This is a genomic window from Streptosporangium sp. DT93, assembly GCF_049844535.1.
GTDB lineage: Bacteria > Actinomycetota > Actinomycetes > Streptosporangiales > Streptosporangiaceae > Streptosporangium.
This window is the reverse complement of sequence record NZ_JBNCLF010000032.1, coordinates 45,736-60,494: the sequence shown is the minus strand read 5'-3', so window position 1 is coordinate 60,494 and position 14,759 is coordinate 45,736. Positions and strand designations below refer to the sequence as shown.

12 protein-coding genes are annotated in these 14,759 nt (G+C 72.5%); 4 read left to right on the top strand and 8 right to left on the bottom strand.

Annotated features, from left to right (window positions below; all coding sequences use genetic code 11):
- The first annotated feature begins 321 nt into the window (after nt 1-321).
- The 3 genes from ACLQ2R_RS38050 to ACLQ2R_RS38040 all read left to right on the top strand — a co-directional run bounded on the left by ACLQ2R_RS38050 (nt 322) and on the right by ACLQ2R_RS38040 (nt 3,347).
- The gene (locus ACLQ2R_RS38050; protein ID WP_425966283.1) at nt 322-1,620 is read left to right on the top strand and encodes a TIGR03118 family protein; all 1,299 of its coding nucleotides are present in this window, start codon (nt 322-324) and stop codon (nt 1,618-1,620) included.
- Between the two features lie 522 nt (nt 1,621-2,142).
- A complete protein-coding gene (locus tag ACLQ2R_RS38045) occupies nt 2,143-2,919 on the top strand; it encodes an AAA family ATPase (RefSeq protein WP_425966282.1) in 777 nt (258 codons plus the stop codon).
- Nucleotides 2,920-2,984: 65 nt separating this feature from the next.
- Entirely contained in the window at nt 2,985-3,347 is a 363-nt protein-coding gene (locus tag ACLQ2R_RS38040) for a cupin (RefSeq protein ID WP_425966281.1), read from the top strand.
- Nucleotides 3,348-3,406: 59 nt separating this feature from the next.
- Here ACLQ2R_RS38040 and ACLQ2R_RS38035 read toward each other — a convergent pair whose 3' ends face one another.
- The gene (locus tag ACLQ2R_RS38035; RefSeq protein WP_425966298.1) at nt 3,407-3,745 is read right to left on the bottom strand and encodes an Lrp/AsnC ligand binding domain-containing protein; all 339 of its coding nucleotides are present in this window, start codon (nt 3,743-3,745) and stop codon (nt 3,407-3,409) included.
- Between the two features lie 69 nt (nt 3,746-3,814).
- Here ACLQ2R_RS38035 and ACLQ2R_RS38030 point away from each other — a divergent pair, with 69 nt between their 5' ends.
- Nucleotides 3,815-4,621 carry an NmrA family NAD(P)-binding protein gene (locus ACLQ2R_RS38030; protein ID WP_425966280.1) on the top strand — a complete coding sequence of 269 codons (807 nt, stop codon included), beginning with the start codon at nt 3,815-3,817 and terminating at the stop codon, nt 4,619-4,621.
- Between the two features lie 191 nt (nt 4,622-4,812).
- On the opposite strand, the gene ACLQ2R_RS38025 is transcribed toward ACLQ2R_RS38030, so the two are convergent.
- The 7 genes from ACLQ2R_RS38025 to ACLQ2R_RS37995 form a co-directional block, all read right to left on the bottom strand.
- Nucleotides 4,813-5,418, bottom strand: coding sequence for a CGNR zinc finger domain-containing protein (locus ACLQ2R_RS38025; protein ID WP_425966279.1), 606 nt, complete (start codon nt 5,416-5,418; stop codon nt 4,813-4,815).
- 126 nt (nt 5,419-5,544) lie between these two features.
- Complete coding sequence (locus ACLQ2R_RS38020) at nt 5,545-6,996, bottom strand: MFS transporter (RefSeq protein WP_425966278.1); 1,452 nt, start codon at nt 6,994-6,996, stop codon at nt 5,545-5,547.
- A 2-nt stretch (nt 6,997-6,998) separates the two neighbouring features.
- Nucleotides 6,999-8,384: an aspartate kinase gene (locus ACLQ2R_RS38015; protein ID WP_425966277.1), complete on the bottom strand. Its 1,386-nt coding sequence runs from the start codon at nt 8,382-8,384 to the stop codon at nt 6,999-7,001.
- A 74-nt stretch (nt 8,385-8,458) separates the two neighbouring features.
- The gene (locus ACLQ2R_RS38010; RefSeq protein ID WP_425966276.1) at nt 8,459-9,454 is read right to left on the bottom strand and encodes an acyl-CoA dehydrogenase family protein; all 996 of its coding nucleotides are present in this window, start codon (nt 9,452-9,454) and stop codon (nt 8,459-8,461) included.
- A complete protein-coding gene (locus ACLQ2R_RS38005) occupies nt 9,451-10,587 on the bottom strand; it encodes an acyl-CoA dehydrogenase family protein (RefSeq protein ID WP_425966275.1) in 1,137 nt (378 codons plus the stop codon). The genes ACLQ2R_RS38010 and ACLQ2R_RS38005 overlap by 4 nt, the downstream gene beginning before the upstream one ends.
- Nucleotides 10,584-11,450, bottom strand: a complete 867-nt coding sequence (locus tag ACLQ2R_RS38000; protein WP_425966274.1) for an alpha/beta fold hydrolase — start codon at nt 11,448-11,450, stop codon at nt 10,584-10,586. Before ACLQ2R_RS38000 ends, ACLQ2R_RS38005 begins: the two co-directional genes overlap by 4 nt.
- Entirely contained in the window at nt 11,450-14,743 is a 3,294-nt protein-coding gene (locus tag ACLQ2R_RS37995; protein ID WP_425966273.1) for a non-ribosomal peptide synthetase, read from the bottom strand. Before ACLQ2R_RS37995 ends, ACLQ2R_RS38000 begins: the two co-directional genes overlap by 1 nt.
- Nucleotides 14,744-14,759 lie beyond the last annotated feature (16 nt).

Here is a 14,759-nt window from a genome sequence, read left to right as displayed (position 1 = left end):
ACCCGGCTCCCCCGGACCCGGGCCGGGCCACGAACCCCGTGGGCGTGTCTGTTCTCCCTTGGCGCGCTCGCGGCCATGAGTCACCGTGACCCGGTGAGACGCTCATGGATCCGGCCCGCGGCCGCCCCACCCGGCGGTCGCGGGTCGCCTTTTCTCCCCCTCCCGGTTCCCCCTCCCCGGGCTCCTCGCGGCCTCGCCCTCGCGGCTCTCCGCGCGGCCCCGCAGGCCCCCGGCGGCCCCTCGCAGCCGGGCGGGCTGAACCCCGCGCGGACCCCGCGCGTATCTCGCGGCGAAAGGCACTCCCTCACAGAGGAGCCATGAATGCGAGTACGCATCGTCACGATCTGCGCCACGGTCCTGGTCATGGGCGTCGCCGGTACGGCGTCGGCCGGGACAGGGCACGCGCAGGGCGGAGCGAAACAGACACCGGCCGGGACCGGCGCGGCGAAGGCCGGCGCGGGACGGGTCACGACCGACGGCGGCCGGTCGGAGGCCGGCGCGGCGCTCTCCCGCAGCCGTTTCTCGGTCACCAACCTCGTCTCGGACGTCGGCGGACGGGCCGCGATCACCGACGCGACCCTGGTCAACCCGTGGGGCCTGGCGATGGGCAAGACCCTGTGGGTCTCGGCCGCCGGCACCGGGCTCGCCACGGTCTACTCCGGCGGCGCGGGCAACGTGAAGCAGGAGAAGACCCGGGTCCGCGTCCCCGGCGGCAGGCCCACCGGGCAGGTCGTCAACATGGGCGAGGAGTTCGTCGTCAAGGGCCCGGGCGGTTCGGGACCGGCGACCTTCATCTTCGCCAGCCCCAGCGGGGCGATCACCGGCTGGAACGCCGAGGCCGACCCGGACGACGCGATCATCAGCGCCTTCGTCAGGGGCGCCGACTTCAAGGGGCTGGCCCTGGCCAGGACCAACCGGGGGCCGATGCTGCTGGCCGCCGACTTCGCCCACAACCGGGTACACGTCTTCGACGGCGACTTCGACCGGATCTCGATGGGCCGCCGCGCGTTCCAGGACCCCGGCCTGCCCGAGGACTACGCCCCGTTCAACGTGGAGGTCGTGGGCCGCTCGATCCTCGTCGCGTACGCCAGGCGCGACCCGCAGACCGGCAAGTCGGTGGCCGGGCAGGGCAAGGGGTTCGTCAGCCAGTTCAACGGCTCGGGCCGGTTCGTCGGCCGTTTCGCCGCGCGCGGAGCCCTCAACGCGCCCTGGGCGATGACACTGGCCCCGAAGAACTTCGGCGCCCACTCCGGGGCGCTGCTCGTGGGCAACTTCGGCGACGGCCGGATCAACGCCTACGACCCGCGCAACGGCCGCCCGCTCGGCCCGCTGCGCTCCTCCGACGGCCGGCCCGTCACGCTGGGCGGCCTGTGGGACCTGGAGCCCGGCACCGAGACGGTCGGCGGCACGAACGCGCTCTGGTTCAGCGCGGGCAGCGACGGCGGCACGCACGGCCTGCTCGGCCTGATCAGGCCCGCCGGCGCCGGTGGCTCCTCGTCCTCCCCCAACGCCTCGCCGTCGCCGACGTCCTCGCACCCGAGCTCCCACAACTCCGGCACCTCCAACAACTCCGGTAACTCCGCCCCCGACAACTCCGGCGGCTCCGGGTACGGCTACTGACGGCTACTGACGGATCCCGGACGGCCGCGGGCGCCCGGAGCACGCCCGGCGGCGCCGGCACCCCCGCACCACGGGCCCGCGAGGTCCGGCTTCAGGGCCGGTCCCCACGGGACCCGCGGCGGGGTGCCGGCGCCGCGGCGCGTCCGGGCGGGGCCACCGGGCCCGTCCCGAGCCCCCCGCCCCCCTGTCCCCTGCCGTCCCCGGCCGGAACGGCTCCCGGCCCCGAGCCACTGGCCCCCCGGCCGAAGCGGCCCCCGGCCCCGGCCCCCTGGCCCCCGCGGGAGCGGCTCCCGGCACCGTCCGGACGGAGCCTTTCCCTGCCCGCCGGGCGGCGCGTTCCCGGGCTCGGGGGCCTCGATGACCACGCCGGTGCCGGGTTTCCTTTAACCTTGAACCAGCGAGGGGAGTACTTCCCAAGAATCGGCCCGGTCAGTACGGACGTTCTACAACGTCCCCGGACGGTCGCCCGCGACGATGCGGGTGAAGGAGACCTCGGATGACGAGCGCATTCGAGGTGCGAGCATGACCGCCGACCGTCCCTCCTCCCTCCCGGACGTCACCCGCCCGACGCTCCCCCCTGCCCGGCGCCGCGTCTCCCTGCGCCGCATCCGTGTCCGCCACTGGAAGGGCGCCCGAAGCGTGACGAGCGACATTCCCCATCTCCGTGAGGTGCACGTGATGGCCACCACACCGGCAGGCCGTCCCGCGGACGGAGAGCTGCACTACCCGGCGGGGTCGCTGGTGCTCCTCGCGGGCATCCCCGGGGCGGGCAAGAGCACCCTGCTGGACCGGCTGTACGGGCTCAGCGGCGACGAGCGCCATCCGGTACGGGCGGGCGAGGCCCGGGTGATCGACTCGCGCCAGTCGCGCAACTGGTGGGCCCGCTACCTGGGCCCGCTCCCCCCCAGGGCCCGCATCCCGATCGTGCACACCACCCACGTGGTGCGGATCGCCCGCGCCCTGCTCGGCGGGCACGGCGTCGTGGCGCACACCCGAGGCACCTGGCCGCACATCCTGTACGGCTTCGCCTGGCTGGCCCGCAGAGTCGGCAGCGAGGTGCACCTGATCCTGCTCGACGTGGACCCTGCCACGGCCCGGGCGGGGCAGCTCGCCCGCGGCCGGGTCGTCACGGACGCGACCTTCGCCCGGCACTGCCGCCGCTGGCGGGTGCTCATGGACCAGGCCCGCGACGGCGCGGTCCCGCCGGCGGCCGGTGTGACCGTCCTGGGCCGCCCGGATGCGGATATGCTCCGGGCGATCCGCTTCGACGAGCGGCCCACCGCCTCGCGGAGCCGCTGAGTCGTCCACATAGGGTTCTGCGCCCCGCCTTCCGGGGGACGGCAGGACGATCGGGAGGAGACCACATGATCGACGTAACGGCTCTCGCCGAGGAGCACCTCTCCCTGGCGCGGCAGAGCGCGCACGGCCGCAGCGCCCACACCTATCTCGACGAGGGCACGCTCCGTCAGGCGATCATCGCGCTGACCGCGGGCACCGCCCTGGGCGAGCATGACGCCCCGCCGGCCGCGAGCCTGCACGTCCTGTCGGGACGGGTGCGGCTCGTCGACGGCGTGCCGGCCGACGGTTCCGGTGCCGGTCAGGCCGCCGGGCAGGGGACCGCGCTCGACGCGGGGCAGGTCGCCCCGATCCCGCAGCGGCGGCACTCGCTGGAGGCCGACGAGGACTCCGTGGTCATCCTCACCAGCGTCGTCAACATCACCGTCTGACGTCACCGTCCGAACCGGACGCCGCCCGGCACCGCCCAGCCCGCCGCACCCGTCCGCCGTCAGGCGGGCGGGGACGCGGGGCGGGGACGGGTTCTCGGCGGGCTCGGCCGCCCCGGGGGGAGCACCTCGACCGAGGTCTTGCGGATGTGGTCGTAGACCAGCGAGGTGCGCACGTCGGCGATGTTGCGGTGCCGGGAGACGTGGTCGAGGACGAAGTCGCGCAGGTGCCCGGTGTCGCGTACGGCCACCTGGATGATGAAGTCGTCGCCACCGGAGACCACGAAGACCGCGAGGGTCTCCGGGAGCGCGGCCACGTGGTCGCGGAAGGCCTCGACCGCCTCGCGGAGCTCCTGGCGGGCTGCGCCTGACGTGGAGGCGGTGCGGGCGGACTTCTTGATCTCAAGTGTGGTTGAGTTTCTAGGCTCGTCGGTGACTCATCCGGACAGGACGACCTAAGGAACTCGACTGTGACGACCTTGGTGACAGGTGCCACCGGGAACACCGGCCGGCACGTCGTGGCGGAGCTGGTCCGCCGAGGAGAGCGGGTCCGGGCCCTGACGCGGGACCCGGCGGCGAACGCGGGAAGATTTCCGGCCGAGGTGGAGCTGGTGGCCGGCACGCACACCACACCGGAGACGTTGGACGCCGCGCTCCACGGCGTCAGCCGGCTGCATGTCACGGTGACGGCGGGAACGGCCGAGGCCGGGCCCGAGCTGGTCCGGCGGGCGGTCGCCGCGGGCGTCCGGCGCATCACCGTGCTGTGGGGCGGCTGGGTGGGCCCGGCCGAGCAGGCGGTCGCCGACTCGGGCGTGGAGTGGACACGCCTGGAAGCACAGGAGTTCATGTCCAACACGTTGAGCTGGGCCGAATCGATCCGAGCCGAGGGAGTGGTCCGAGAACCGTACGACTTTCCCAGCGCGCTGGTGCACGAGGCCGACATCGCGGCCGTGGCAGCCGTCGCACTGCTCGACGACGGCCACGCGGGGCGGTCCTACAACCTCACCGGACCCGAGGCGCTGACCCCGGGTGGGCGAATCGCGATCCTGTCCCGGGCCGTCCGCCGCGACATCGCCTTCGAGCCGACAACGCACGAACAGGCGATCGACAGGCTGACGGCCACCGGCGTGTCCCGGGCGGACGCCGAGTATGTCGTCGGCTGGTATGCCGAGCCCAGTGACTCCTCCACGACCGTGGACGACACGGTGGCGCAGGTGATCGGCCGTCCGGCACGGACGTTCACACAGTGGGCGGACGAGCACGCGGACCGTTTCTAGGCCGGGGACGATCCCTGGCGGCCGGACGCGCCCACGCCGGCCGATCTCCCCCGTTCGGGGGGAGGGGCTTCCGCGTTCTCCCGACATGAGGTGACACGGAAACCCGTGCCCTCGCCGGGCCGGCTGCCGCCGGCGACAGATCGATGTGTCGCGGCGACCGCCGGAAAGCGCCCCGGTACGTCGGACGGGGCTCAGTTGTACGTCTGGCCCTGGCGGTGGCGGCGGGCCTTCTCGCGGTTCCCGCAGACGCTCATGCTGCACCAGCGGCGGCGCCCGCCCCGCGAGGAGTCCAGGAACAGCCAGCCGCATCGCCCGCACGCCCTGACCCGGTCGAGGGGGAGGGTGAACACCGCGTGGACCACCAGCAGCGACAGCGCCGAGGGGATCGCGCCGGGCACCGCCCAGTCCGTGGTGCGGTGGTCGAGCACGGCGTCGATCTGCTGGACCTGCCCGGCGCGCATCCCCTTGCCTGCCCGCTGCAGGAGCGCGCCGAAGGGTTCGGCCGGCACCGTCCCGCCGTCGGCGATCGCGCTGAACACGGCCCACGCGTGCTCGCGAACGGCCCGGACCTCCGGCACGAGACCACGCTCGGACGCCTCCGTCAAAGGGGGCGTCCCGTCGATCAGGCCGGCGGACTCGCACCAGGTCAGGACGTCGGCGGAGGTGTTCAGCAGGTCGACGTCCTCGGCCGGGAGCGTGCGGTCGAAGACGGTGTTGGCGAGGTCCAGGACCGGGTGGCCGCCGATGAAGTGGGCGTCCATCCAGGGTGAGCGGACCCGGGAGGTCAAAGTAACCATTGTACCGAGTATATACGGTTTCAGCCGATGGGCGTCGTCGGCCCGCCGCGCGCCCCGGACCGGGCGGATCGCCGCGAAGCGGCGTGCGACGATCACGCGGGAATCGCGATCACGCGGGAATCGCGGTCACGCGACCTCCGCCGCCTCCGCGCCCTTCGTGGCTCCCTCTCCCCTGAAGCGCCCCCGGAGAAGGAAGGTCGTGACGATCGCCACGACGGCGAACCCGACCGAGCACCACAGGGCCCAGCGCCAGCCCGCGAGCACGGCACCCGCCCCGGCGCCCACGGTGAAGTGGGCGGCCACCGAGGTCACGACCCCCACGCCCACGGCCAGCCCCAGCTGCTGCGAGGCGTTGATCAGCGCACCGGCCGTGGCCCGCCGCCCCTCGTCGGCGCCGTTCGTGCCGGCGATGCTGGTGGTGATCAGCGCGAGGATGTGGCCGAAGGCGTTCACGGACGTGCCGACCAGGACGAGGACGAGCCCGTACCCCTCCGGCAGGCCCACCATGACCGCGATGCCGATCGTCTCGACGGCGATGCCGTAGAGAAGGACGCGGTACAGCCCGAACCGCTCGACGAGCTTTCCCGCGTAGATGCCGGTGACGACCGCGACCACGCCCGAGAGGGCGAACGTCAGGCCGGTCGCGAGCGCGCCCAGGCCGAGGTGGGTCTGCAGGTAGAGGGTGAGGATGAACAGCATCCCGCCGTAGGAGCAGATCAGCAGGACGGTGACCAGGTTGGCCGCGCCGATCGCGGCCGTGCGGAAGATGGAGATCGGCACGAGCGTGTCGTCGCTCCTGGACTCCACCCAGACGAACAGGGCGACGGCCGGCACCGCGATCCCGGCGGCGAGCAGGATCGGGGCCGACGTCCAGCCGTACTTCTCCCCCTCGGTCAGGGCGAACACGAGGGCGACCATGCCCGTCGTCGCCAGGGCGACGCCGGCGAGGTCGAGGTGGCGGGACGCGTTCGTGTCCCGGCTCTCGTCGAGATGGATCCTCGCGAGAAGGCAGGCGACCACGACGATCGGCACGTTGATCAGGAAGACGGACCGCCACCCGGCGTACTCGGTGAGGACGCCCCCGAGCACCATGCCGGAGACGAATCCCGCCGACAGCGCCGCACCGTAGACGCCGAGGGCGCGTTCGCGCTCCGGTCCTTCGGGAACGGTCGCCTGGAGCAGTCCCAGCCCCGCCGGGGCGATGAACGCGGCGGCGACCCCCTGCAGGGCGCGGCCCGCGATGAGGGCGGCCGGCGACCAGGCGAGGCCCGCGAGGAGCGAGGCCAGGGCGAAGCCGACCAGGCTCCAGATAAACGTCCGCTTCCTCCCGAAGAGGTCGGCGACCCTCCCCCCGAGCAGGAGGAAGCCGCAGAAGGTGAGCGGGTAGACCGAGAGCACCCAGGCGACGCCGCCCCCGGAGCCGAAGTCCATGCCCTCGCGGATGCTCGGGGCGGCGACGTTGATGATCGAGTAGTCGACGGCGACCAGGAACTGGGTGCCGCAGATGACGGTGAGCTGCCAGAACCGCCGGGAGCGGAATCCGCTCCCGGTTTCTTCTGTCGTGTGTGACGATGTCATCTTCAATGCACCTGCCTTTCGCTTCTGCCGACCAGCGGACCGGAGATTCCAGGCAGTCGCGGCTGGGCCGGTCCCGGTACGGTCGCGTCCCGGATCTCGCCCGACCCTACCGAGGCCTCGGCGCGTGAGTACGGCGTTCCGCGCGACGGGTGACCTGCACGGGAGTGCGGGCCGGTGGCGAGGAACATCCCGTGAAGCCGCTTCACGGCGTCGAGGACGTCGTGCTCGGCGCAGGTGATGGAGATCCGCCGGGCACGGACCGTCATGTCCCGCACCGTGACACCGTGGTTCCCGAGCGTGTCCGCCAGGAGGTGCACCTCGGGGTGGCGGTCGCGGAACCCGCGGCCCACCAGCGACACCTTCCCCAGGGGCCCGGACCAGTGGCATCCGGTGAAGGCGCCGGCCGCGTGCAGGCCGGCGAGCACCTCGTCGACCCGGTCCCGGTCGGCGGCCCTCACGACGAAGCGCAGGGAGCGGCCGGCGCCGGGGCCGTCGGCGTCCAGGTGCTCCAGCATGTCCACGGGCAGCGGGAGGTCGGCCAGTACGGCGGCGATCGTGCTCAGGGCGCCGGGGTCGATCCCGTCGAGCCGGCAGCGGAGCTGGCCCGTCCTGTGGGCGACGCCGACGGCGGTGAACCGCTCGCTGTCCGGCGGGGCGGAGGAGCGGAAGCCGGTCACCCAGGTGCCGGCGGCCTCGGTCGTGCTGGAGCGGATGTGGAGGGGGACGCGGTGGGTGCTGGCGTACTGGACGCTGGAGTGGGCGAGCACCGAGGCGCCGCCGGCGGCCAGCTCGGCCATGTCCTCGTAGGTGAGGTGGTCCAGCTTGCGGGCGTCGGCGACGTGTCGCGGGTCGGCGGTGAACACGCCCTCGACGTCGGTGAATATCTCGCACACCTCGGCCCGCAGCGCCGCGGCCAGCGCGACGGCCGTGGTGTCGGAGCCGCCGCGGCTCAGGGTGGTCAGCTCGCCGCTCTCGGCGGCGATGCCCTGGAAGCCGGTCAGCACGGGGACGTGGCCGCTCTGGATGCATTCGCGGATCAGTTCGGGGTGGACGCCGACGATGCGCGCGCCGCCGTGCACCCCGTCGGTGATGATGCCGCCGTCGCGGGCGTTGAACGAGCGGGCGGGTACGCCCAGCTCGTTCAACGCCATGGCGAGCGCGGCCGCGGAGGCCTGTTCACCGGTGCTGAGCAGGATGTCCAGCTCCCGGGCGGGTGGATTGTCGGTGAGGTCGTGTGCCATTTCGAGCATGGCGTCGGTGGTGCCGCCCATCGCGGACACCACGACGGCCACGGATCCCTTCGCGGCGGCTATGCGCTGCGCTGCGTGACTGATCTTTCTCGCGTCACCCAGTGATGTTCCGCCGTACTTCTGTACCACCAGGTTCATCGTTCACTCCTGGACCATGTGATTCCCTGAGAACCGTCCGGGCGGGCCGGGCCGGTCTCCCGGCCCGGCCTCCTTCATCGCGTCTCCCGGCCTTCCCGCCGCAGCCGGGACGGGGTGCCGAGCCGTACCGACTCGGCCGCCGCCCACCTGTAGTACAGCTGCGCGTCGTTGTCGGAGCACATGCCCGCGGCGCCGTGGATCTGCATGGTCCGCGTCGTGACGGTACGTGCCAGGTCCGAGGCCTCCGCGAGGTTGGCCGCCGCGTGCGCGGCCGCGTCGCGGTCGTGCACCAGCAGGCGCGTGGCGTCGAGGCGCATCGACATCTCGCTGAGCCGGAAGGCCAGGGCCTGGAACTTGCCGATGGGCCTGCCGAACTGGCGTCGCGCCTTGGCGTGCTCGACGGCGTGGTCGAGCGCCGCCTGGGCCAGGCCCACCAGGTACGCCGCCTGGCGCACGCGCGCGCCGGCCAGCGCCGTCTCCCACCGGTCGCGGGAGCCGTCCCAGGCGGTCGCGGGCGTGCCCTCGAACTCGACCCGGTAGGCCTCGCCCCGGCTCGTCTCCTCGTGGCGCCGCGTCGTGACGGACGGATGATCGGCCCGTACGAGCGCCAGGCGAGGTCCCTGCCCGCCGTCGGTGCCGCCGTCGCCGGTCGCGCCGACGACGAAGTGGTCGACCTCCGCCGCGAACCCGACGAAGTTCCGCCGCGCGGTGATCGCGCCGTCCTTCTCCGACCACGGCTCGTCGGCGATCGCCAGCGCCACCGGCGCCTGGCCGACGGCGTCGTCCCCGAACAGTTCCCGCGCGGTGAGCGTGTCGAGCAGGGGCCCCTGGTAGAGCACCGACCCGAGCAGCTCGGCCAGCCGTACGGTGCCGGAGGTCCGCAGGGCGCCGAGCCCGACCAGTCCCTCCCACACCATCGCGCGGGTCTCGCGGCCGTCGTCGTCGTCCCCGTCCTCCACGCGGGGCCGGTCGGTCATCCGCCGTACCAGCGGCGCCAGGTCCCCCTCGAAGAAGTCGGCGAACGCCGTGATGTCGTCCCTGCTCTCCTGTGTCGTCTCCGTTGTGGTCATGACGGCAACCCCAGTTTCGATGTGGCGACGAAGAAGAGCATGATCTCCGAGGAGCCCTGGGCGAGCGTGAGGCCCGGGGCCTCCCGGAACGCGGCGTCGAAGACGCCCTCGGCGATCGCCTCGGGGTCGCGCGCGTCCAGCAGCGCCCGTGGGCCGAGAAGTTCGACCGCCGCCAGCGACACCTCCTTGGCCGTCTCGGACGTGTACCACTTTGCGGTCGCCGAGTGGACCTCGTCGGGCCGTCCCTCGTGGAGGTTGACGATGCACCGCCACGCCAGCAGCCGTGCCGCGCGCACCCGTGTCTCCAGCTCGACCAGCCGCTCCTCGCTCCCGGGCGGCGCGTGCTCGCGCAACGCGGCCAGCGTGCGCTCCGCCTTGGCGGAGTGGTCCAGCCCGGTGCGCTCCAGCGGGAGCACCTTGCCCAGCACCTGCCACCCGTCGTCGACCTCGCCGAGCACGTTCTCGGGGCCGATGCGGATGCCGTCGAGCGTCACCAGGTCGAACCGCTCCTCGGACAGGTTCCACACCGGCTCGATGACCGTGCCGATGCTCTGCAGCGGCACCAGGAAGAGCGTGATCCCGGAGAAGTTCACCGGGCCGGTCGACGTGCGGGCCGCGCACAGCGCGAACTCGCTGTGCTGCGCCTTCATGTTGTAGATCTTCCGGCCGTGCAGGCGCCAGCCGTCGCCGTCCGGCTCGGCGCGCGTGGTCAGCGACGCCAGGTCGGATCCGACGTCCGGCTCGCTGAACAGCACGTTGGCCGTGATCTCGCCGCGCGCCAGGCCCGGCAGGTAGCGTTCCTTCTGCTCGGGTGTGCCGAACAGGTTGATGGCGTTGCCGACGATGTCGACGCCCAGCGAGTGCACGTTCTCGGGAATGCCGTGGCGGATCATCTCCTCGGTGAGGATCGCCTTCTCCACGATCGTGGCGTCCGCGCCGCCGTACTGCTCGGGCCAGTTGATCGCGAGCCAGCCGAGCTTGCCCAGCCGCCGGTGCACGTCGAGCAGGCCGCTCTCCTGCCCGTACGGCATCCGCCGGGACTGTGCGATCTCCGCGCTCACCGCGTCCTCGCACAGCATCGTGCACACCTCGTGCCGGAAGTTCTCCTGTTCCGGTGTGAAGACCGGCATCATCGGACGTTCACCTCGCTTAGTCTGTCGCGCATCACGTCCGCCAGGGCCTCGGCGTGCGCTGGTCGGAGCATCGTGTAGTGGTCGCCCGGCACCGTCCGGATCTCGTCGGCGTAGGCACGCCATCTACCGAGCGCCTCGGCGCCCTCGGTGTCCCGGGTGTCCCGGGTGTCCCGGGTGTCGCTGGTGTCGCCGGCCCACAGCAGCACCACCCTGCCCTTCACCCGCGAGGGGCGGAACTCCAGCAGCCCGCGTACGTTCGCGGCGAACACCGGGAACCGCCTCGCCACCTCGGCGTCGTCCGCCTCCACGCCCATCGCCGCGACGTCGGCGGCGAACCACCGCCTCAGCTCGTCGTCGCCGGGACGGGACGGCTCGCCCGGCAGGGCGGTGTCGAGCACGAACGTCAGCGCGACGTCGCCGTCCTGGCGCGCCATGTCGAGCGCCACCGCGCCGCCGATCGACCAGCCGCCCAGGTGCAGCGGCCCGTCGGGCTGGACCTCGCGGACCGCGGCCAGGTAGACGGCCGCCAGGTCGGACAGCCGCCGTTCCCCGGCGACGCCGTCGCGCAGGCCCGGATCCTCCAGCGCCAGGACGGGACGGTCGTCGTCCAGCAGCGCGGCCAGCGTGACGTAGGGCGCCACCGATCCGCCGGCCGCGTGCACCAGGAACAGCGGCGGCTTCGAGCCCGCGTGGACGAGCGGCACCAGCGGGGACGCCGCCTGCCGGCCGGAGCCCGGCGGCCGCTCCCCCGGCGGGGCGGGGGAGGCCCCCTGGGCGAGGGCCTCCTCCCTTCTGCGCCGCAGCCGCAGCCGCAGCAGCGCGTCTCGTTTCTCCTCCAGGGTGGAGGGACCCGGACCGCTCATCAGCTCGACTCTTTCAGCAGCTTGTCGAGTTCCTCCTCGGACATGTCCGCGACCTGGGCCTCCAGCTGCGCCACCTCGTCGTCGCCCAGCAGCGCGCGCTGCGCGTCGTCGACCTTCTCGGAGAACTGGCTGAGCAGCGGGTAGCTGAACAGCTTCCGCGGGTCGAGCGTCACCTGGAAGGCGTCGCGCACCCGGGAGATCATCTGGGTCACCTGCAGGGAGTTGCCGCCGAGGACGAAGAAGTTGTCCTGGGCGCCGACGCTCCCGGGGTCGAGGCTCAGCAGGCTCTGCCAGATCTCGGCCATCCGCCGCTGCGTCTCGGTGGTCAGCTCGACCTGTTCCACGCCGCCGTCGGGGCGGGGGTCGGGCAGCTTCGCGTGGTCGACCTTCCCGCTCGAGGTCAGCGGGAGCGCCTCCAGCGACACGTAGTCGTTGGGCACCATGTGCAGGGGCAGCAGCCCGACCAGGTGCTCGCGCAGCGCGTCCTGCTCGAACTCGCCGACCACGTAGGCGGCCAGCCACGCCGACGTCGTGCCCTCGTCGCGCACGGTCACGACGCACTGCCGCACCCCGTCGAAGCCCTCGATGGCGTGCTCGATCTCGCCGAGCTCCACGCGCAGCCCGCGCAGCTTCACCTGGCGGTCGACCCGGCCCAGGAACTCCAGGTTGCCTTCGCTGTTCCAGCGCGCCAGGTCACCGGTGGCGTACATGCGCTCGCCCGGCGTGGCGGCGAACGGGTCGGGCAGGAACTTCTCGGCGGTCTGGTCGGAGCGGCCGAGGTAGCCGATGGCCAGGCCGGCGCCCGCCATGAAGAGCTCCCCGGGCACGCCGACCGGCACGGGCCGCAGCCCCCTGTCCAGGACGTAGGCGCGCTGGTTGGCCATCGCCCGGCCGATGGGGGGCGTCCCCTCCAGCGGTTCCGGCGGGCACAGGTAGTCCACGCACGTCACCGTGACCTCGGTCGGGCCGTACCCGTTGTGGAACTCCCGTCCCGGCTTGCTCCACCGGTTGACCAGGTCGGGACCGAAGGGCTCCATGCCGATGAAGCACACCCGCAGGTCGTCCAGGGTGGAGGGGTCGAGCAGTCCCAGCACCGCGGGCGGGATGTCGACCATCGTCACCCGCTCCTCGGCCAGCAGCCGCTGCAGCGCCTCGGGGTCGAGCAGTTCGGAGCGCGGCGCGCCCACGATGGTCCCGCCCGCGGTCAGCGTGGAGAAGACGTCCGACACGCTCACGTCGAAGGCGGGGTTGGAGAACTGCAGGATCCGGTCGTCCGGCGTCACCGAGAACATCCGCTGGAAGGTGACGCAGAAGTTCACCACCGCCCGGTGGGGGACCATGACGCCCTTGGGGGTGCCGGTCGAGCCCGAGGTGTAGATGACGTAGGCGGTGTCCTCGCGCGTGACCTGCACCGAGGGCGCCGAGGTCTCCCGCGTGTCGAGCGCGTCGGTGTCCAGCAGGATCCGTCCCACGTCCGCGGGCAGGAGGTCGGCGAGATCCGACGTCGTCACGACCGCGGCCACGTCGGCGTCGGCGAGCTGGTAGGCCAGCCGCTCCTGCGGGTACTGCGGGTCGAGCGGCAGCCACGCGCCGCCCGCCTTGAGCACGCCGAGCTCGGCGGCCGGCAGGTCGAGGCCGCGCTCCAGCAGGACCCCCACCACGCTTCCCGGGGCCACCTTGAACTCCTCGGCGAGCGCGTGCGCCAGCCGGTTGGAGCGCTCGTCCAGTTTCGCGTAGGTCAGGTCCTCCCCCGCGAAGCGCATCGCGACCGCGTCGGGCGCCTCGGCCACGCGCGCCGCGACCAGTTCGTGCAGCAGGCGCTCGTCGCTCTCCCCGGGCTCGGGGTTCCATTCGGTGAGCACGCGCAGGTACTCGTCGCCCGACATGACGTCCAGCGCGTCGATCCGGGCGTCCGGCCTGGACAGCGCGTCGGCCATGACGGTCGTGAAGTGCTCCACCAGGCGCTCGACGCTCTCCTGGGCGAGCAGCTCGGAGGAGTACTCGATCCACACGCCCAGGCCGCCGTCCGGCAGGTCGTTGATCTGGAACGTGAGGTCGAACCTGGTCGTCTCCGGCTGCGGGGTCAGCATCTCGACGTCCACGCCGGGCAGGCTCCAGCGCGCGATCATCTGCTCGGGCAGCAGTGTGAACAGGTGCGCGACGATCGGGTTGCGTCCCGGCAGCCGCTCCGGGCTGAGCTCCTCCACCAGCCGGCCGAACGGCACGTCCTGGTTGGCCATCGCCTCGATGATGGTGTCGTTGACGGAGTGCGCCAGGTCTCGGAACACCGGGTCGCCGTCGAGGTTCCCGCGGATCACCACCGCGTTGGCGAAGAACCCCATCATGGGTTCGGTCTCCGAGCGCGTCCGCCCCGACAGGACCGATCCGAGCGCGATGTCCCGCTGGCCGGTGTAGCGGTTCATCACGACCTGGTACCCGGCCATCGTCAGGGCGAGCAGGGAGACGTTCTCGGCCTGGGCCAGGTCGCGGATGCCCCGCGCGAGGTCGTCGGGCAGGCGGGTCTCGTGGATGCGGCCGGCCCCGGTGGGCGCCGACGGGCGCTGCCGGTCGGTGCGCCACTCCAGCGACTCCATCCCGTCCAGCGTGGAGCGCCAGTGGTCGATCTGCCTGGCCGGGTCCTCGCTGAGCAGCCAGAGCCGCTGCCAGGCCGCGAAGTCGACGGGCTGGAGGTCCAGCTCGGGGAACTCCGCGCCGCTGGGGTCGCTGTAGCGGGCGGTCAGCTCCTCGGCGAACTGGCGCGAGGACCATCCGTCGATGACGATGTGGTGCCAGACGATGGACAGCACGTGGTCCTCGGGGCCCAGACGCAGCACGGCGAACCGGTACGGCGGCTTGTTGCGCAGGTCGAACTCCTCGCGCACCTGGGCGTCGATCCACTCCTGGACGGAGTCCTCGCTCCCGTCGGTCACCGGCAGTTCCCACGTCTCGGGCGGCGGGTCGACGAGCTGGAACGGCACGCCGTGCTCGTCGCCGAAGCGGGTGCGCAGGCTCTCGTGGCGCGTGACGATCCCGCGCAACGCCTCGGAGAGGGCCTCCATGTCGAGCTTCCCGCGCAGGCGCATCGCGAAGGGCACGTTGTAGACCGGTGCGCCGGCGACCATCTGGTGCAGGAACCACAGGAAACGCTGCTGCTCGGCGATGGCCATCTTGCCGGTGCGCGGGACGGCGACGATCCGCTCCCGCTCCGCCTTCTCCGCCACGCGCTGGCGGACCTTCCTCTCCAGCAGTTCACGCCTGATGTCGGCGACGTCACGGTTCTCGGGGTTAGCCATGATCTCCTTCTCCTCC

Excerpts from the sequence above, each read along its gene's own strand:
- ACLQ2R_RS38010 (WP_425966276.1), bottom strand. The coding sequence starts at position 9,454 with ATGACCACAACGGAGACGACACAGGAGAGCAGGGACGACATCACGGCG.
- ACLQ2R_RS38050 (WP_425966283.1), top strand. The coding sequence starts at position 322 with ATGCGAGTACGCATCGTCACGATCTGCGCCACGGTCCTGGTCATGGGC.
- ACLQ2R_RS38005 (WP_425966275.1), bottom strand. The coding sequence starts at position 10,587 with ATGATGCCGGTCTTCACACCGGAACAGGAGAACTTCCGGCACGAGGTG.
- ACLQ2R_RS38020 (WP_425966278.1), bottom strand. The coding sequence starts at position 6,996 with ATGACATCGTCACACACGACAGAAGAAACCGGGAGCGGATTCCGCTCC.
- ACLQ2R_RS38000 (WP_425966274.1), bottom strand. The coding sequence starts at position 11,450 with ATGAGCGGTCCGGGTCCCTCCACCCTGGAGGAGAAACGAGACGCGCTG.
- ACLQ2R_RS38025 (WP_425966279.1), bottom strand. The coding sequence starts at position 5,418 with ATGGTTACTTTGACCTCCCGGGTCCGCTCACCCTGGATGGACGCCCAC.
- ACLQ2R_RS38040 (WP_425966281.1), top strand. The coding sequence starts at position 2,985 with ATGATCGACGTAACGGCTCTCGCCGAGGAGCACCTCTCCCTGGCGCGG.
- ACLQ2R_RS38045 (WP_425966282.1), top strand. The coding sequence starts at position 2,143 with ATGACCGCCGACCGTCCCTCCTCCCTCCCGGACGTCACCCGCCCGACG.
- ACLQ2R_RS38015 (WP_425966277.1), bottom strand. The coding sequence starts at position 8,384 with ATGAACCTGGTGGTACAGAAGTACGGCGGAACATCACTGGGTGACGCG.
- ACLQ2R_RS37995 (WP_425966273.1), bottom strand. The coding sequence starts at position 14,743 with ATGGCTAACCCCGAGAACCGTGACGTCGCCGACATCAGGCGTGAACTG.